General features: G+C 63.8%; 17 protein-coding genes and 1 pseudogene. 8 read left to right on the top strand and 10 right to left on the bottom strand.

The annotated features are described in order from the left end of the window. The first annotated feature begins 38 nt into the window (after positions 1–38). On the top strand, positions 39–1,037 hold the full coding sequence (locus ABD327_RS35320; RefSeq protein ID WP_344457615.1) for a HEAT repeat domain-containing protein: 999 nt from the start codon (positions 39–41) through the stop codon (positions 1,035–1,037). A gap of 16 nt (positions 1,038–1,053) precedes the next feature. On the opposite strand, the gene ABD327_RS35315 is transcribed toward ABD327_RS35320, so the two are convergent. Then, positions 1,054–1,581 (bottom strand): DUF4240 domain-containing protein, encoded by a 528-nt coding sequence (locus ABD327_RS35315; RefSeq protein WP_344457612.1) that lies wholly within the window; start codon positions 1,579–1,581, stop codon positions 1,054–1,056. A 125-nt stretch (positions 1,582–1,706) separates the two neighbouring features. Here ABD327_RS35315 and ABD327_RS35310 point away from each other — a divergent pair, with 125 nt between their 5' ends. The 3 genes from ABD327_RS35310 to ABD327_RS35300 all read left to right on the top strand — a co-directional run bounded on the left by ABD327_RS35310 (position 1,707) and on the right by ABD327_RS35300 (position 4,114). Then, on the top strand, positions 1,707–2,456 hold the full coding sequence (locus ABD327_RS35310) for a hypothetical protein (RefSeq protein WP_344457609.1): 750 nt from the start codon (positions 1,707–1,709) through the stop codon (positions 2,454–2,456). A gap of 42 nt (positions 2,457–2,498) precedes the next feature. Then, the gene (locus ABD327_RS35305; protein WP_344457607.1) at positions 2,499–3,632 is read left to right on the top strand and encodes an NADAR family protein; all 1,134 of its coding nucleotides are present in this window, start codon (positions 2,499–2,501) and stop codon (positions 3,630–3,632) included. Positions 3,633–3,715: 83 nt separating this feature from the next. Beyond that, positions 3,716–4,114, top strand: a complete 399-nt coding sequence (locus tag ABD327_RS35300) for a helix-turn-helix domain-containing protein (RefSeq protein ID WP_344457605.1) — start codon at positions 3,716–3,718, stop codon at positions 4,112–4,114. Between the two features lie 393 nt (positions 4,115–4,507). Here the strand turns inward: ABD327_RS35300 and ABD327_RS35295 are convergent, their stop codons facing one another. From ABD327_RS35295 to ABD327_RS35265, 7 genes are all read right to left on the bottom strand, one after another. Continuing rightward, on the bottom strand, positions 4,508–4,729 hold the full coding sequence (locus tag ABD327_RS35295; RefSeq protein WP_344457603.1) for a helix-turn-helix domain-containing protein: 222 nt from the start codon (positions 4,727–4,729) through the stop codon (positions 4,508–4,510). Between the two features lie 3 nt (positions 4,730–4,732). Further along, on the bottom strand, positions 4,733–5,242 hold the full coding sequence (locus ABD327_RS35290) for a hypothetical protein (RefSeq protein ID WP_344457601.1): 510 nt from the start codon (positions 5,240–5,242) through the stop codon (positions 4,733–4,735). A 240-nt stretch (positions 5,243–5,482) separates the two neighbouring features. Continuing rightward, entirely contained in the window at positions 5,483–6,976 is a 1,494-nt protein-coding gene (locus tag ABD327_RS35285; RefSeq protein ID WP_344457598.1) for a relaxase/mobilization nuclease domain-containing protein, read from the bottom strand. After that, entirely contained in the window at positions 6,973–7,398 is a 426-nt protein-coding gene (locus ABD327_RS35280; protein WP_425547286.1) for a plasmid mobilization protein, read from the bottom strand. Before ABD327_RS35280 ends, ABD327_RS35285 begins: the two co-directional genes overlap by 4 nt. Positions 7,399–7,977: 579 nt before the next feature. Continuing rightward, positions 7,978–9,693 (bottom strand): hypothetical protein, encoded by a 1,716-nt coding sequence (locus tag ABD327_RS35275; protein ID WP_344457594.1) that lies wholly within the window; start codon positions 9,691–9,693, stop codon positions 7,978–7,980. Between the two features lie 662 nt (positions 9,694–10,355). Next, positions 10,356–10,553: a DUF397 domain-containing protein gene (locus tag ABD327_RS35270; protein WP_344457591.1), complete on the bottom strand. Its 198-nt coding sequence runs from the start codon at positions 10,551–10,553 to the stop codon at positions 10,356–10,358. Then, on the bottom strand, positions 10,550–11,353 hold the full coding sequence (locus tag ABD327_RS35265) for a helix-turn-helix domain-containing protein (protein WP_344457589.1): 804 nt from the start codon (positions 11,351–11,353) through the stop codon (positions 10,550–10,552). Before ABD327_RS35265 ends, ABD327_RS35270 begins: the two co-directional genes overlap by 4 nt. Before the next feature lie 133 nt (positions 11,354–11,486). Between ABD327_RS35265 and ABD327_RS35260 the strand changes: the two genes are divergently transcribed. Next, the gene (locus ABD327_RS35260) at positions 11,487–11,993 is read left to right on the top strand and encodes an ATP-binding protein (protein WP_344457587.1); all 507 of its coding nucleotides are present in this window, start codon (positions 11,487–11,489) and stop codon (positions 11,991–11,993) included. Between the two features lie 273 nt (positions 11,994–12,266). Further along, the gene (locus ABD327_RS35255) at positions 12,267–13,106 is read left to right on the top strand and encodes a hypothetical protein (RefSeq protein WP_344457585.1); all 840 of its coding nucleotides are present in this window, start codon (positions 12,267–12,269) and stop codon (positions 13,104–13,106) included. Here the strand turns inward: ABD327_RS35255 and ABD327_RS35250 are convergent. Then, positions 13,057–14,166, bottom strand: a complete 1,110-nt coding sequence (locus ABD327_RS35250) for an IS630 family transposase (RefSeq protein ID WP_425547285.1) — start codon at positions 14,164–14,166, stop codon at positions 13,057–13,059. The genes ABD327_RS35255 and ABD327_RS35250 overlap by 50 nt on opposite strands. A gap of 538 nt (positions 14,167–14,704) precedes the next feature. On the opposite strand from ABD327_RS35250, the gene ABD327_RS35245 reads away from it, so the two are divergent. Then, entirely contained in the window at positions 14,705–15,433 is a 729-nt protein-coding gene (locus tag ABD327_RS35245) for a DUF3800 domain-containing protein (protein WP_344457583.1), read from the top strand. A 168-nt stretch (positions 15,434–15,601) separates the two neighbouring features. Further along, positions 15,602–16,104, top strand: a pseudogene (locus tag ABD327_RS35240) (transposase family protein); the annotation flags it as partial. A 254-nt stretch (positions 16,105–16,358) separates the two neighbouring features. Here the strand turns inward: ABD327_RS35240 and dpdD are convergent. After that, entirely contained in the window at positions 16,359–18,356 is a 1,998-nt protein-coding gene (gene dpdD, locus ABD327_RS35235; protein WP_344457581.1) for a protein DpdD, read from the bottom strand. Between the last annotated feature and the right edge of the window lies 1 nt (position 18,357).

Genomic DNA, 18,357 nt, shown 5'->3' with positions numbered 1-18,357 from the left:
TCGTGTCGGCTTCGAGTGAACTGGATACCCTTGGCCGCATGACCGGCATTGTGGCTTGGGAAGACCCTGTCATCCCCCTCGACGCCGACCCCGAAGACTACGCGGGAAGCGACCTCGACGTCCGGGCCGTCCTCCAGCGACTCCCCGCCGAGGACCGCCCCGGACGACGTCTCGACGACCTTCCTTGGGGACGTTTCCACCACGCTCACGGCAGAGCCGACGACGTACCCGGCTTCATCACGAACCTCGGATCATCCGATCCCATGATCGCGAAGAACGCCCTCCGCCTGCTGTCGGGCACGCTGTGCCATCAGGGCAGCACCTCCGCGCCCGGGGCGATGGCCGTCCCCTTCCTGCTGCGCGTCGCCGAGAACCGGATAGCGCATCACCGCGCCGACGTGCTCTGGCTGATCGCGGACATCGCCCGGCGCTGCCACTACGGCGACGGGACACGGGCCGGCTTTCTCCGCACGGCCCCCGACGGGTTGACCTACGACACCTACGCCTACCCGGCCGGTTGGTCGATCCAGGCAGCTCGTGACGCGCTCGCCCAGGACATGGACATCCTCATCGCCCTGCTGGACGACCCCGACCCCGAGGTCCGCAGCCACTCCGCCTACGCTCTCGCCGCAGCCACCGTCGCCGACGGGAGCGTCTACCCCCACCTCCACGGCCGACTACGCGCGGAGCAACGACCCGAAGTCCGGGCAAGCCTCGTCCTCGCCATTGCGCAACTAGCCTTCGACAGAGATCGCGATCACGCGACTGCATGGGCTCACTCGCTTCTTTCGAACCTGGAGCAGCCCGACGAGACCCGGGTGAGCGCCGCCATCGCGTGGCTGTGCCTGACCGACGGGCCCGTGCCACACCAGATCACCGCACTCCTTCTGGATGCAGACGACTCCGTCATCGATGCCCTGGAACAGAGTCCATGGCTACAGGCCATCGCCGCCCCAGGCCTCGGCTACACGCGATGCATCGGCCAGCTCCTCGACCTCAACGACCCTCCCCACATGATCGACGACCCCTGGGCCTGACGGGCCGGCGGCCGGTTCACCGGAACAGACGTGACAGCCGTGGGAGGTACTGCTCCATCGCGGAGCTGTCGTCGAAGTCCCAACCGAAGTCGATCGAGGGGTAAGGGACCGTCGCGTTCCCTGGAGGAAGCTCCTCGCCCACCTTCTGGCGGTATGCCTCCCATACGATGCCCAACATTGCTTCGCCGTCGAGATCCAGGCCTGCCGAAACGGCCGCACGAACAGCGGGCTCCTCCGCCAGCGAATCAGGCGCGGCCAAAGCGCGCCCGAACACCTCCCGGCCTTGGCTGATCAACCAGCCGCGGAAGTATTCGAAACCATCGTCTGACGCCCCGCCGTTGATCAGGTAGGCGGCACCCCACAGATCGCCCCGATATGACTCGGCCAGCACACCCCACAAGGGCTGCTGCACCGCCGCTATCTCAGTGGGATCCCACGAGTTCATGATCTTGATGGCGCTCGCGGAAACGCTGTCGGGATCATTCGCATTCACGGCCGCGGCTCGGGCCTCGTCGATGAACACCCAGAACTGATCACGATTCACAGATCCGCAGCCTGTCAGTTGATCGCCCCGGCAACAAGATCGAGCGGCATCGGCATCAACCGGTCGCATGCCGCGTCGCCGGTAATTCGTTGGACCACGATCGGTGCCGGGCCGATCATGTGTCGGTGGATGATGCCGACTATTTGGGATTCGCCGCTGCGGCGGTGCGACACTTCGCCCAGCGGATGACCGACGATCCGGAGCCGTGCTGGGAGTCGTGCCATACGGCGGGGGCGGCCTGGCTCGAAGTCCTGGAATCACGGCGGCGCGAGCCCGGTGAGATTGAGCGGGTCGATGTCCTGATGGAGCAGGCGGACAAGTGCGTCGGTTCGCGGGAGGTGCATCGGTCGCAGGAGACGTTGAAGTTCCTCTACCTGCGGTGGCGTGACGGTGCTCCCCGCGTCGCGGAGGCCGACGTGCGGGCCATCGAAGAGATCGTCAGGCCTCTGTACGGCCGACCCGCGTGGAAGGTCGAGCTCGGCCACGGCAGCTTCTTCACGATGGAATTCGGCGCGCCGGTCACCGGCCTGGAACGCGATGGCGAGACCGTCGAGCACGGCGAATGGCATCTGTGGGTGGCGATGGCCGCGTGGCGGCTGGAGACCGCCACGCACGTCGTCGCCGCATCCGAATACCCGCGCGTCTTCCTGCAACGCGCTCTCCAAGCCCTCCACGGCCAAAGCCTCGACCACATCACGATCGACACCCCGAGCCTGGAGACGACGCTGCGGTTCGGCGCCCTGCGGCTGCGCCTGTTTCCCGTGTTCCCCGAAGATCCCGACGGGCTCGGCGACTGGGTGCTGTGGACGCCCGGCGGCTGCGTCCTCACCGTCGGTGAAGGCTCGACCTGGACCTACGCCGACGAGAACACATGATCACCGTCCGCGGCCGAACGTCTCGGGTCCTACGATGACCCGATGAGCAGCAACCGGACGTATCGGATCGTTGACGGAGAACGGATCGATGGCGTCTACCGGCCGATCTTCATCAGGAACGGAGACACCTACTTCCTGACCGACCTCAAGGTCTTCGCTGACGGGGCGCTCTACTACTGGGAATGGGGAGACATCGAGGGGCTGCGCGCCAAGATCGACTGCGGCTGGGTGGCCACGTCGCTGCCTGAAGGCGGCTCCGCTCATGTGCATGCGCTGGCGACGTGGCGGTTCGGCGAGCCGGAGATGTGGGTGACCGCGGACGAACTGATCGGCGAGGTCGCGGATGAGATCGATCGGTTGAACGGGCGGCCCGACTCGCTGGAACGGTGCCGTGACGTCGCGGTGCGCTACGCCCACTCGCGGGCCGAGCAGGACCGCCACGCACTTCGTGCCGCTTACGGGATGGTGCCCGCGCATCAGCGGGTCTACCTGGGCGATATGGACTCCCGGGATATCCCCTTTCGTCTGCTCATCGCGGAGGTCGGCGGGGAGTGGGAGGAGTACTTCCACTACGAGGACGAGTCTGGTGCTGAGGACGGCGGGGAGACGGTCACCGAACAGACGAGGGAATGGGCGTTCCGGTACTTCAAGGATTGGGACACGCCTGATCCCACCCGGGCCGCGGTGCGGGAGGCCGATGGCCCCGTCGAAGCCTCGTCGCCGACCGTGTACCTCAACGAGGGACGCCCGATGTACCCCCGCGCGCACGGGCTCCGCAACACCTACCCCGCGCCCTTCACCGTCGCCGGCCAGGTCTACCCGACGGTCGAACACGCCTACTGGGCACTATCGGTCGCCGACGAGACGCAGCGAGAGGCGATCCGGACGGCACAGACCACCTCGCAGGCCCAGCAGTTCGCGGCCAGGCTGGAACGCCGGCCAGGCTGGTCCGACGCACGCCTGGCCATCATGGCCGATCTGATGCGCGCCAAGTTCGCCCAGCATCCCGACCTCGCGGACATCCTCCTGTCCACCGGAGACGGCCGGATCGTCTACAGCTACGCCAGCTCCCCCTACTGGCAAGGCGACGGGACGACGGGCAGGAACTGGCTCGGCCGACTCCTCGAACTGATCCGATCGGAACTCGCCTCCGCCCAGATCGGCCCCCACCTGTAGCCGAGTCGAGGCCATCGGTCCGGCAGTATAAAACTGACGGTCATCGTTGACACCTGGGTCTCCGACGCACTGCGGAGGTCCACATGTCTCAGCCCCATCCCCCGCTCGATCGTGAGGCCCGGCGGCGCCTGGCCGTCATCCGGCATGTCGAGGAGGTCACCGGCAACGTCGCGATGTCGTGCCGGTACTTCGGGATCAGCCGGCAGGCGTACTGCACCTGGTACCGGCGCTACCAGGCCGAGGGCGTTGAGGGCCTGCGCACCCGCTCCAAGGCCCCCAAGCACAGTCCGAACGCCACCCGCGCCGAGGTGATCGAGAAGATCATCTGCCTGAGACGCAACTACCACTTCGGGCCCGAGAAGATCGCGATGTACCTCAAGCGGTACCACGACGTCACCATCAGCCGCTCCGGGGTGTGGCGGATCCTTCACAGCCTGGACATGGGCCGCCTGCCCGCCTCCCAGCGCTACAAGCCCCCGTGACCTTTGCCTGGTCGTTCAGCAGGCGCCACATCGGTACCTCTGGTTCGTCGGAGACTGAGCCGACACCGAAACGCCCATCTGTCGGCGACGACCGCCACACGCACTGTCCTCGCCAGGTCGGTGGCAGCGGTACGGCTCTGGCAGCCGGTCCTGGCATCGGTGATCGGCCAGCTTTCGAGGAGAACCGGCAACACTTGGCTCCCACGCCCACCGATACTCCACTCCAGCCAAGATCGAATAATGGCTCTCAAAGTCACTGATACCGGCTCTCGTTTTCAGCGACGTAGCCAGAGTACAGAGGCCGGTTCCCGAATCATTGGGAACCGGCCTCTCGGTGTCTGGCGGTCACTCAACCGTAAGGAGCGAACACGGCCGAACGGCTTCAGCCCGTGCTCATGAACCTTTCTGCGCGTCTCCCGGCGGGCTCATGAGCTTGATCAGCTCCTTGAGGCTGACCTTGTAGCTCGCCCCGACCACGATCACGTGGCAGGGGAACTTGCCTTTCCGCGCCAGCTCGTAGGCTTTGGTCCGCCCGATTCCCAGGATGCCCGCCGCCGTCATCAGGTCGATGAACGGCGGCAGCGAGCCCAGGTCGTCCAGGGTCGCGTGCCCCATGCCTCAGACCTCCTTCTTGGTCTGGACGTCCCGAGCCTGCGGTTTTCGTCCTTTGTCAGCGTCGCCGGGGGAGGACATCCGCACCGCCTCCTCGACAGTCAGCGAGAAGGCATGACGCGCCAACCTCACGGGGTTGAGTTCGGGCTGTGCGTTGATGGCGTGGATCGCGTTCTGCGCACGCCCGAGCGTGCTTACGAGCTTCCTCGTCATCGCCCCGGCGGCGAATATTGCTTCCTGCGCCCGGTGGACATCTGAGTCTGGGCTGTGCCCCAGGTCGTGCCCGAGCCTGCCGGCGTCGAGTTCCTCGCCGAGGAAGCGGTGGAGCTGCCCGAGGCTCTGCTCCAGCCCGTACACGGCGACGGCGAGGTTGCCCAGGATGGTGTAGACGGTCCCGGGATAGGTCAGCCCCGGTGGCCCGGCTGTCGCGTGATTGAGTTGCCGCACGCCCTCATACAGGTCGCGGGCGATCTGCTCGGTGCGGTCGTCTGCTGCTTGCTGCCCGTTGTTCGTCATCTGCTGCGCACCTCCACGAAGTAGTCGGGGTCGGCGCAGCACAACGCGGTTCGGCTACTGCGCGAGCCCTCTCGGTGCTCGCTCGTCGGGTTTTTGTTTCCTCGACTCAGCCATAGGCGCTCCTTTCTCTTCGATGTCTCCGCGATGCACTGCACGCCATGCTCATTGATCGAGCACTGCCACGCACTTTACCCAAAGCGACGAACGATTACTCGTAGCAATGTTGCCGAGGTGGTGACGTCATCGTCCGCGTCCTCGACCACGACCTGTGGACGGCCCTGGCCGCGTCGGGGGAGGGTTGCTCCAGACGACCCCGCCCGTCGGTGGCATGGGGAAGGACGCGGCAGCGAGTGCTTCGGGCAAGAGCGGTCCCGATCGTGCCCCCGTACGCGTACGAGGTCTGGTCATGTCCTTCAGCTCCTCCGAGGCCAGGCGTGCGGCTTCGGCCTGGGCGCTCCTTCCCTGGCGTGCGCGGTGTTCGGCCACCGCATCGGCGAGGTCGGCCAGGCACGAAATCAGCTCGATCAGCGCGACCGTCATCTCGTAGGTCTTTCGGCTCTCGGGTCCCATGGCGTGAGCGAGCAGTCGGCTTGCCGCTCTCAGCCCTCGTGAGTAGCTACCCAGCGGCGCCACCCGTCCGTAAGGTTCCCGCCCTGCTCTGGCGTAGATATCCGCGACGTCGCCCAGACGTGCATTCCCCGTCGTCTGCGCGGCCGTGTACAGCACGCCGGTGGTGGCCACCGCGATGTCGGCGCGCACCTGCGGGCTGCTGCTCCACCGGAACTGCTGGGCCGTCCGGGTGACGGCCTTCGCGGAAGCCCGGTAAAGCGTCTCCCTCCCGGCCGCGTTCCGTCTGGCGCGCGGACGGGAGGAGAGATCGGCGGAGAGTGCCGGATCGGCCCACCGCCGGAGCAGCTTTGGGAGACTGAGTTCCGGTGCGAGCTTGCCGCCAGCGAACCAGACCTGCTGCCCGTCCCCGGTAAGGTCACCGGGCAACCCGACCTTGTATCCGGTCACCTCGGACGCATCCAGCTTGCTGTACCGCTTGGCGACCAGCAGCCCCGCCTCGCCGAGCTTGCCGAAGAACTCCTCCATGCCGCCGGCCCCGGCCGCAGAAGTCGCTACCACCTTCCGCAACGTCTGCCGGGGAGTCTCCCTGCGCCCCTGGCGTACTGCCTTCTCCAGTTCGGCTCGGGTGGGTCGCGGCGTGGCGGTGCGATCGGCCGGTGCCGTGCGTCTCAGTCCGTACCGCTCTTCAGCAGCGAGACAGGCGCTCCTGATCTTGAGCTTGTCGTTCCACAGCCGCGGTATGCTCCCATCTTCCCGGGCGAGCGTGACGACGAGGTGGATGTGGTCATCCGCGTGCCGGATCGCAATCCACCGGCATCCGGCTTCATCCCCGGCCCGGATGAGACCGACCCTGTGGAGGGTCTCCTCGGCGATCTCGGCCCACTGCTCGTCGCTCAGATAGGAGTCTTCCGGTGCGGCCCGCAACGAGCACTGCCAGACGGGCTGCTCATAGCCCGACTCCTGGAGGGCCGTGACCGGCTGACGCAACAAGCTGATCAGCGATCGAAGATCCCGTTTCCCCTCGCTGATGCTCGGCTCCAACTCCATAGGCGCCCTGAAGCCTGCCACCACATGCGGGTCTTCGTGCACGCTGCTGCGGCCAGGTCCGTACAGGTAGACGATCAGGTTCCCGACGTTCGCCCCGCGGGTGATCTTCCCGATCATCGGTGGTCGATCACCTCGTCCAACCGCACCGCCAATGCCTCCAGTTGCGCCAGGCCCGCCGCCACCCGCTCCAGGCACCGTCCCAGCTCCGGGGGACACTCCTCAGACGTGTGAAACCGCATGGTGATCTGGTTGAGGTTTGAGCCCACCCGCCGGACCTGCCGATTGCTCTCCATTACTTCACGCAGCAACGCCCGATCAGCAGACCTCGCCAGCGGAATTTCCTCACGCGCCGCCAAGAGAACCGCCTCGGCGGCAAAGAACGTACGGGTCATTCCATTCCGCTCTGCCGCTGCCCTGATCGCCTCGTGCTCGTTCTCGCTGAGCCGCAGGCACAGACACCGCCGCCGCGCATCCTCCCCGCGTCGCCGATACCCTCGCTGACGTGGCCACCTGTCTTCACCCTGCCCACTGTCCGACACCCCACCTCCAATCTCGCCGTGTGGATCGCGCCCGTTCCGCACACGCCCAAAGACAAATGTGAGGACCGCGCCCGGTCCTCACATTTGTAGCCACAAAGGCATCATCTTGCACCCCGCGGAGCCGAGCCGATAGGTGACGGTGGAAGGCAAAAATTGTCTTGCTGTCTCGATTATGCAGGCGAAATGCTAAAGAATTACGTTTAGTGCTGTAGGCATCGGGTTGAAGCTGAGGCGGACGACGACCACGTTGTTGCCGTCAGGATCTTGGCTGAGGACGTCGCTTGGTAGCTGCTTCTCGGGCTGAGTGCTTACACGTTCACACATCTGCTTCACAACTCCGACGCGAGCAGAGGCTGGCCCGAGCTGTTACGGCATGCTCGGGCCGGCCTTGACCATGCCTGGTGCGACATCACCACCGACCCGCGCTCCATGAACAACCCAGGGCGTCAGCACCACGTGACGGCGGACCCTTGCCTAGGCCTTCGCGATCCGCTTCAAGGCGCGCTCGTCGAGGGCGGCCAGAAGATGGCACATGGTGGAGTCGGAGGCGGGTTTCCCGAGCAGGCCAGTGTGGTGGGCTTACAGTTGCCCGGCCTCGGATCCAGTCGGTTCCGTAGACCTCGTGTCAGTGATCTCGCTCTTCTCGCCCGCCTCGATGGGGGTGTGGCGCCGTCGTTGGAGATCCTCGCGTTCAACGTCCGGGATCGTCATCGACTCGGAGAGCACGGCGGCGAGCGCGTCCACCTGGGTGTCGTCGATGTCAGCGCGGAAGACCCACCGGATGTTCTCGTCGCGCGTGATGAGGTCGATCGCCAGGCGCGCGCTCTTATCCTGTGTGGTCACTGCTCGGACGTATCGCACCTGGTCGGTCGGGATGGCCTGACGGATCTCGCCCTGCTCGAGGAATGCGTTCGTCTTGGCCGTGATGATGCGGCGATCCGTGACGGCGACCAGTGTCTTCGCCGCCGCCTTGTCCCTCGCTGCCGCCAGTTTCTCCTTCGCTCCGCCGAGGATCGAAGAAATCGGGCCGAGGGCATCGAGCTGCTCGGGGAAGCCGAGGACACGCAGGGTCTCACCGTCTTCGAGGAACCACCGCAGGATGCGAAGGTAGGGCTCGAGAGCCAGCGATTCGGATGCGCAGACGACGCCCGGGGCCTCGAGCGGAGGGATCGGCGGATGGAGGGCATCGGCAAGAGGCTCGATCGCCTCTAGAAGACGGGCGGAGGTCTGGCGGGCCGCGTTCGAGTCCTTCCGCTTCCCCGGCAGCGCCAGTGTGTCGCGTCCGGGGAGTTCGGCGATGATGCGCAGCTCCCACGTCAGCGAGTCGACGAGGCTCTTCGTCTCGGCGAGAGCGGAGTCGAGCTCCGCGCGAGTGTCGCGCGCAATGACGTCGACGAGCCGTGCCTCGTCGGCGTCTTCGGGTCCAGCGGCTCTCGCCCGCGCGGCGTGGAGCGCCTGGTATCCGATCCATGCCTTGAGGGAGGACAGGAGGGCGTGGGCGTCGAAGACGATCGCCTCGGCGTTCGTCTCGAGATACTCACGGCGGCCGTGTGCGTCGCCCCGAGGGATCTGCCGGACGTGATTGCCGACGTTCAGCCGGTACAGCTCGAGCTGCTTACGCAGCGACGCTTCGCTACCCGCGACCTTGTCCCACAGTGACGTCGGAACCGATTCGATCTCTCGCGCCTGGTCGACCACCTGATCGATGGTGGCGGTGAGCGCCATCAGCTCGGCCCACTGCCCGTGGCGGATGGTCGTGAGTACCTGGCTGGTCAGCGCGATGTTGGTTCTGGCAAGGCCCGCGACTTCACTCAGCTGCATCTGAAGGGCGATCATCGCCAGCGCCGGCCCAATCGTGGCCGCGTTCTTCGCCGCGCTCACCGTAGTCACGGGTATAAGGCGGGCCTGAGCGATTATCTTGCCGTTGGCGAACACCGCTCCGAGATTCGCGCCATCTTTGACGGCGAGCGTTCCGCCGGCCTTCAGTAGGGACTGTGTCGCGTCGCTGATCCTGTAGAGCCCCTGCACGCTGGCGAATGCGGTTCCAAGGTTGCCGGCCACGGTCGCCGTGTTTCCGATCGAGGCGAGGATTGCAGAGATCTGCTTGCGGTCGGCGGTCGGCACGAGCCCGAAGTCGATCAGATCGAGCCTGAGTTCCGCCGGGACCTCACCGAAGACGACAGCAACCCCTGGAAGAACCTCTGCCAGGACCGTCGATGCCGTCGTTGGGTCGGCGGTATTGTTCTGGCCGTTCTCAGGCTCGGGGATTTCCATCGAGTCCGAAGGGTCCTGCATGCGATCTCCTACCCGCGGGGGCGCGCAACGGCTAGACGTCGTTGGCGTTCACTGCCGAAGTCTACGGCTCGACGTCTTGCTGTTCAGTCTGAATCCACCGGCTGATTTCAGACTGGCCGGTGCCAGGCATGGGTGCACTCGGCGACGCTTGTTGAATGCTCCGAGCAGGGCTACCAACAGCCGAAATGCCGGCGCTCGCTTATCTCGCAGCAAAGAGGTTCAGAGACGGACGTGAGGTCCGGATACCGGCGGAGTTTTAGCTTGTCGATCTGGCCAATGAGGTTTTCCCAGCGAGTTTCAGCTGATCATGCGGTGTTCGAAACTCAGAGGAGAGTGATGCCGCCGTACGTGCGAGGCTGGCAGGAAGGGAATGACCTTCCATGAGCACCAGAGTGTTGCCATCGAGGCCGCCGGGACGGATGAGAGCTGCGTGCTCACCACCGGCACCGGTAAGTCGCTCGCCTACATCGTCCCGATCGTCGACCGGGTGTTGCGTAAGCGTGGTCAGGGAAGCAGGGGGCGGAGGAGTGAAGGCGATCATCGTCTACGCCATCCAACGTAGATTAGTGCATGCTTGTCGGCTCGGTGGCGCCCTTTGGGCGAGACGCAGTCAGAGCCCCACAAGAAGCCTGTGAGGCTCTAGCCGCGGACGGGAAGGCGGGTTATTCGGTCGAACGGAGGTGTCGGACGAGATCGCGGAACCTGCCAAGGTGGACGGCGAGCTTGGGGCCGTCGGGATTCTTGCTGTCTCTGATGCCGATCAGCCCGGGAAGGGAAGCGACTTCCACGCACTGGCCGGAGGCACCGCCGCTGTGGCTGCTCTTACGCCAGGTGACGGAGGCGAAGTCGGGTTCTGTCATGATTTCTCCATGAGGTCACGGATCATCCGTTCGGTATCCGTGTCTGACAGGGCCTTGTTACGGATCAGCTCGAACAGTACCTCCAGCTCGGCCAGATGTTGACCCGCCTCAATGAGCAATCCCTTGCGACCCGCGCTTTCGACGTAGCCCATCGGGGGACTTTCGGAAGAGGTCAGGATTGCGAAGGCACCTTCGGGGCAGAGCTCGGCGTCTCCAGGAACCATGTGCAAGGCGACCCTTGGTTCGGCGGCCAGCTTGAGCAGATGCTCATACTGCCTGCGCATCACCTCGCGGCCGCCGAACGGACGATGTAGCGCGAACTCGTCGAGTAGCGCGATGAGCATGGGAGGCTCTTCGCGGTACAGGATCGCTTGCCGCTCCACCCTGGTGGCCACTAGACGGTCGATCTTGTCCGGCCGGTTGCCCGCGCTGAGGACGGAACGGGCGTACTCCTCGGTCTGGAGTAGCCCATGGATGACGAAGTTCTCGTACAGCTTGATCATGTTGGCTTCGGCTTCCACATCCGTGTACTCCAAGAAGCCCGCTGGAAGGCCGATCTCCTCCACGACGCGGGGCTGGAGTGCGGTGAAGAACTCTGGGATGCCGAAGTACGCGTCGAACGCGGCCGAGAGTTTGGGGCTCGGGGTACGGGTGCAGTTCTCGATGCCGCTGATCAGGCTCGCCGATACGTGCACCTTCTTGCCGAGTGCGGGCTGGGAGAGACCGTGCTCCTCGCGGAGTCGCTTGAGGTGGAACGCGTACATGCCGCGGGCTGATTCGCGCGGTTCGGGGAGAGTCATCGGAATCCTTCCCAGCCTGCACACGGTGTTGTGTCGGCCTGGCGGCGGCTGTGCTGGCTCGCTCGTGGCCAAGCGTAACCGTGCGAGCACAGAATCGGGGGTGAGTCAGAGAACCCCAGATCAAAGGCCTTCCATGACACCCGATCGACACCTCACGCTGCCGGCGGAGCCCGACTCGTCCGTCTCCCGCACGGCCGGGCACGTTCTTCCCGCGCGGCACCTTCCTGATCCGCCCGCGCAGAAGGACGTGGCCCTGCGCCTGTACGCCGTGGGGGAGGGTGCCCGCCTGGCCCGCCACCTCGTCCGTTCCGTCATGGCCACCTGGCCCGCGCCCTGCGACACCGACACCGCCGTCACCGTCACGGGCGAACTCTTCGCCAACGCCTGCGCCGCCACCCCCGGCCGTCCCGTCTGGATCCGAGTCTCCTGGCACCAGGACGGTGCCCTCGTCTCCTGCTGGGACTCCAACCCGGCCTGCCCGGCCGAGCCCTCCCTCCCGGCCGACCTCCTGAACGAGACCGGCCGCGGCATGTACCTCATCCACACCTTGTCCCTGGCCCACGGCATCATCCCCGAGACCCGGGACTCCATCACCGGCAAGTCCGTGTGGTCTCTCGTCCCGACCCACCGCTCCTCCTGATCCCCGGCCTGTGCGCCGGGGCACTGACCGGCGCACAGGCCGGGTCCACGCGCCGTCGACACCCCTCAAGTTCGAGGCATTGGAGTTCCTTGCTTGTGCAGTCGGCTGCGCTCGCCGCCTGGCCGTCTGCGGCGAGCACAGCTCTCCCACAAGCCACTGACGGATGGTTGTTCGGTGTCGGAGTCATCACTCAAAGCGAACACCTGCGAAACATGCATTGTCAGGAGGAGGCTGGAAGAGGTAAGAGGAGAACCCCGCAGTTCCCGGCGATAGGTGACCTGGAATGAGCGAAGATGCCCTGAGGCCACCTGGGCGCAGGAGATCCGCACACGACGGCATCGGCTCTGCTGGAGCCAGAAGGAGCTGGCCCGGCGACTGGAACTCGCCGCAGACGACAGGCTCCGGTCTCAGCTTCCCAGCCGCGCTTCGATCATTCGGGAGATCAGATTTCATGAGAGCGGCACACACCGGCCCGGCCCTGTCTATGCGGAGCTTTATCGGCGAGTCTGGACGGCTGCAGTCCCGGAACTCGATGGCTATCCGGGTATTCTTCGGCCTTCCCGCTCGACGGATCACAGCCAGACGGGGGCTGAAGAGCTGGCATGGATCGTTGCCCAAGCTCGAGCGCTCACGGCCTCGAATGTCGATGACTACGTCCTGGACATCGTCGAACGTTCGATCGAACAGATCATCAATGGGTACGAAAACGATGGCCCCTGGCCGCTCGTCGAGCAGTCGCTCGGTCTCCGCCACGCGCTGCATGGGTTTTTGAAGGGACGCCAGTCGCCACAGCAGCGGCGTGAACTCTTCCGTTTGGCGGGCGGAGTCGCGGGGCTCCTCGGCTATATGTCGGTCAACCTGGGCCGTCCGCTCCTCTGTGACGCGTACTGCACGGAGGTGAGCTTCCCCCGTTCGGCGGCCAGGCGCGGTGAGATGGGCCAGGTCGATCAGGGGAAGGAAGATCACGTACCGTCACCTCATCCGCCGGAGTTCCGACGCCGTGCAGTCGAGCTCGCCAGAACGGGCGATAAATCGATCTCAGCGCTCACGAAAAGCCTCGGGATCAGCCAGTCGTGTCTGAGTAATTGGGTGCGGGTGGGGCCGAGCCTGTGAGAGGCGGCAACCCGGCAAGGAACCGCAGCCGGACACGGACATCAGAAAGGCCGTTTCCGTGATCGGAACCGGCCCTTGTCCTAGTGTCCTGCGCCTGAATTCGCCGGCAAAATCGTGCGAGGGATTCGAGGATCTCTTCGGCGGTCTTGGTCCAGATGAAGGGTCGGGAGTTGCTGTTCCAGTCGTTGATCCAGGCGCGGATGTCGGCCTCCAAGGCCTGGACGCTCTTGTGGGTGCCACGGCGGATCTTCTGGTCGGCCAGGAAGCCGAACCAGCGTTCCACCTGGTTGATCCAGGAGGATCCGGTGGGGGTGAAGTGCATGTGGAAGGGGGGATGGCGGGCCAGCCAGGCTTTGATGGCCGGGGTCTTGTGGGTGCCGTAGTTGTCCACGATGAGGTGGACGTCCAGCTCGGCGGGCACGGTCTTGTCGATGGTGGCCAGGAACTTCTTGAATTTGGCGGCCCGGTGCTGGCGGTGCAGTTGGCCGATGACGGTCCCGTCGGCGATGTCGAAGGCGGCGAACAGGGTGGTGGTGCCGTGGCGGGCGTAGTCGTGGGTGCGGCGCTCGGGCATGCCGGGCGTCATCGGCAGTAACGGTTGTGAGCGGTCCAGGGCCTGGATCTGGGATTTCTCATCCGTGCACAGCACCACCGCTTTTTCGGGCGGGTCGTGGTAGAGGCCGACGATGCCGACGACCTTCTCCACCAGCAGTGGGTGGGTGGAGAGTTTGAAGGTCTGGGCGCGGTGCGGCTTGAGGTTGAAGTCCCGCCAGATCCGGCCGATCGTCGACTTCGACAACCCGGTGCGCTCGGCCATCGGCGTCCGTGACCAGTGCGTGGCGCCTCGAGGTGCCTCCTCCAAGGTCGCCACCACCTCCACCTGCTCCAGCGTGATCGAGGGCGGCCGACCGGGTCGCTGTTCGTCCATCAAGCCGTCCAGTCTCAGCCTGACGAACCGGCCGCGCCATTTGGCAACGGTGGTCGGGTTCACCCTCAGTTCCGCGGCGATGTCCTTGTTGCTCATCCCGTCCGCGCACGCCAGCACGATCTTCGTCCGCATCGCCGGTCAGTGACTTGCCTCCACGGGAGCCTTTCATTCCGACCAGGAGATCCAATCGAAAAATTTTCGGTCAAATTTAAAGAGTTTTCGGGCCTGTTCCGAAGTGAAACCAAAAGTGTCTTGACCTACAACCGCCAAGGTCAATTATTAGATCTAATGATATCACTGTATAAATCACCCAATTTTCAATATGGCCCTAAGCTAGCACACTTGATGGTGGTCTACAAGTCGATTTTAATTTTAATTAATACCTAATTGGGCTACAGGCTTGCATGATGGGGCTTTTGTCCCAATATTGAAGCATTTGTGCCAGGCGTGCGATTTGGGCTGTGTGTCAAATGACCAAAACCCTGATATTTGGGATGATTTAAATATGGATGTCACTTGAATCCGACTCGACATAGCGCCGACGGTCCTGCAAGATGTCTGGAATTCCAGCGTATGGATGAGTTCGAGAAGGGGTCGGTCGGATATGTCACACGACGAACCATCCCCGTGGTCGCGTGTGCCCCTTGTTGGACCCATGCCAAACAAGGGGATGCTCGCCTACATTGACGAGGCCGGGCAAAGGTCGCACACGCCGAAGTCCAGCGATCACTTCGTCATGTCTGCCGCGATTCTGCTTGAGGAAGACTTGCCGCGGGCGCAAGCCTTCCTTGCGAGGCTTCGAATCGATCTTAATCGACAGCCTGGGCACCATTTGTCATGGAAGAATCTCAGGTCGCATAGCGACCGCCTCCACGTCTCGAAGAGTATCGCACAGCAGGAATGGCTGACTATATCTGCCGTGGTCGTCTGCAAGAAGATGATCATGCAGGGGGTGGATTATAAGGAAGAGAAAATAGCGTATCTCCACACCCTCAGATTCGTCCTAGAGCGGTTGTCCTGGCTCGCCCGTGAAGGTGATGGCCTGTTGACCTACCACCTTGCTCATGTCGTCAGGTTCAAGCTGTCCCAGCTTCGAGAATATGAGAGCAGCTTGCGCGGGAATCCATATTGTAGAGTCGCCTGGAATCATATGGATCCTGCAGGGGGTTCCCTCGGACAACCCCAGGAATCGGAGATGCTGCAACTCGGAGATCTAACAGCATCGGCCATCTTCCGCGGGTTCGAACCTGACAAATACGGATACACAGAGACCCGCTATTTGCAGGAACTCACCCCTCGGTTCTACAGGCGCGGGGCCAACCTCACTTCATATGGGCTGAAGATGCACCCTTGGAACGAAACCACGAAGGCCGCCTACCCGTGGGTAGCGGCCTTGTGATCACGTCAGTCGCCTTAAGCCGCAACCGCGGGTGCCAAAGTTTCCAGTGGCAGACGACCACCCATGCTCCTCAAGACTCCCCGAAGAACTACGAATCGTCAACGTCGTCAGTCTCTTCGATCAACTGAATCTGAGGATGATGGGCTGGCGGGTGTGGTGTTCTAGGGGCTGTCTGCGCTGGTCATCGGGGGTGTGGATGATGAAGGCGACCTGATTCGGGTGGGGCGCGGACGCGGGATGGCCCGGTGCCTTGCCCTGCGTGCGGAGTGCTGACCTCGCGGGTGCATGGCTGGTGCGGTCGGACGGTCGGGGATGTGCCAGTGGACGGCCGCCGGGTGGTCGTGTCGGTTCGGGTACGGCGGGTTGCGCTGTACGGAGTGGGATTGTCCCGGACGTTCCGGGAGCAGGTCCGGGGCTGCTGGAGCGTTATCAGCGCCGGACGAGCCGGCTGGCCGGGTAGCTGAGTGTGCTGGTGCGGGGGAGCTCGCAGGCCGGCCGCCGCCCACTTGTCCGGTGCGCTGGCGGTCACGGTGTCGTACTCGGTTGCGTTGCGGCTGCTCATGCGGCTGCCGCGACCTGTGGTGCGGGTTCCGCGGATGCTGGGCGTGGACGACTCCGCATTGAAGCGCCGCCACCGGTATGCGACCGTCCTCATTGACGCCGAGACCGGGTAGCGCGTCGATTAGTCCATAAGGGTGTCGAGTTTCGATACCAAGCAAGAGATTGTGGCTACTTAGGATTAGATGTCTGGGCTATATGTATCGGGGGATCGAGTGGCCTCTATTCGGGACGATTACTCATGGTGATTGCCGTGGTCGAATGTGGACACTCGAGCGAATCGATGGAAGGTCTGTTGCTACTGGTGCAGGCTTCGACCCAAATACGGCACGCCTTACCCAACTCGCCCGCATTTCTGGGCATCTCGCTATTGACTGGAGAGCGCCTCGTACGCTGCCCGGAGAAGCGAGGCCGATCCACTACCGTCTGCGTAGGTGATCGCCGCTTTCGGTGATGCCTTGGACGTGATAGCGCCTGTGGCAGCATGCTTGGCGCAACGAGTTGCAATAACAATGCGCGTCGCATTCTGCGCCTTCTCTTTAAGGGATGAGGTGGAAACTTTGTCACTGCTGATATGGACTTTGATACCTGTAAAGTCGCGGCGGAGGATTGAGGCCACCCGGGTGAGGACGTTTGTGTCGAGAGAGTAGAGAAGGACGACCTCGCCCTTGCCAGATATATAATCCTCGCTGATCCCTGCCTTGTTGCCCTCGGCACCCCAGGAGAGTTGAAGTTCGAGTTCTTCCGAAAGTTGTCGCGCGAAGGATTGGACCTGGGGATCGAGTCGACTAACTCTACTGGAGAGGGGTCGAAGAAGTGCGAGCGCCAGATTCATTCGAGAGTTGGGATCCGGGCACGCTGCTATGACGAGCCTGTCCGCAAAGTCCAAAACGATTTTCGCATTCTCGACGGATACCCAAAGATCCGAGGTTTCCCGGAGTTCGTCGAGGAGATCGCGATATTCGGCTGCTGAGGGTGCGGCACGCAGGTAGCTTTCGGTCAAAGCGTAGAGGGAGTTGAGGTCTCCCGCGGAGAGTCTCTCACCGGTCAGGGCAAAATTGATAAACTCGCGCGTGGCCTGCGGGGCGACATGATCATAACCACTCGACTCGAGGAAGGGCGCGGTGATCTTCCAGCATTCTTTCCACTGGGAGTCGGACAACGTGCTGAGGTAACCGGCAAGTTCATCATCGAGGTGGGAGACGGAAGGCCAAGCGACCCAAACGGCTTCCGCTATAACTTCCTGCGCAGCCTGGTCCCCTTCCGCGACGGCCTTGAACAGATCGAGCCATCCTTCGACTTTCGCAGCCATTTTCGCCTCAACCGGCGATGGGTTCGCAGACGGCTTTAGCTTCGTGGACGGACTGAGCTGTGCCGGGGCGGTCTGCTCCCTCAGCCTGATGCGCACCGCTTCGACGACAACACTCGGGATCTGGGACGTGAGGCCTCGTACTTCGGCCCCGTGGATCAGCGTCGCCGCGTAGTCCAAGTCGCCGCGGCCGAGCGCCGAGACGAGGAGAACAGTCAGAGCTTGAGGGCCGACAGCAGAGTCCAAATGGGCGGGAAGCGCGAGACCGAGGGTGCGAAGGGCTTCGAAGGCCGCGTCGAGATCGCCATGGCTCAGTGGGTGCTCGAGTTCGGCCGACTGCACAGCATTGAGGACGGCCTCGTAGACCGGTGCCGGAGGGCGCTGCAGAAGTACATCAGGAAGGTCCTCGGAAGCGAGGAGTTGATCGCTCAGCCCGAGTCGGTCAAGTCGCTTGATACGAAGGTGCGCGAGATTCGTGGGCGTGATTCCTCCCCGGTCCTGGAGTTCTTCCAGCACCCTGAGCGATCCCGCTTCACCGCCCGAGGCGAGTTCGGCCTCGAACTCCGCAATCAGCCGCCCGATCGGCTTACTGGGCCGCCAGGTGCGACGCGGCTGCATGCTGGCTGTCTCCAGCATCTGGAACAGAGCTCCGCGCAGAAGCTTTCTTTGATCTCTGTTCCTCGTCGTCTGGAGGACGAATGCACGTCCAGGAAAGTACTCGTGGACGACCGCGTCTATCGGGTCGTTCAGGTCAAGTGCTGCCGGAGCCGATTGGCCATAGGTGCAGTAGGACGGGCCAGCGAAGGCTGTGATGAGAGTCCCAGTACGTGAAACTTCTGCGCGTGTCCTAGCCATGACGTACATGGTGAAGTCGTCGAGGATCTCTTGGTACCGCGGCAGGACGATCGGCAGCGCGGGCTGCGTCCTCGCGTATTCCTTGAAGGGATCAATGTGTGGTGCCCACTGCTCGTTACTGCAGTCGTTCCCTTCTCCGAAGAAGCGCGTGAGGAACGCCTCGACCTGCGGACCGTCTCCGTCCGGTATTTCGCGCTTCACC

The organism is Actinocorallia aurantiaca, assembly GCF_039533685.1.
Classification (GTDB): Bacteria; Actinomycetota; Actinomycetes; order Streptosporangiales; family Streptosporangiaceae; genus Actinocorallia; species Actinocorallia aurantiaca.
The sequence above is the reverse complement of the archived record's forward strand: the minus strand, read 5'-3'. Positions and strand labels throughout refer to the sequence as shown.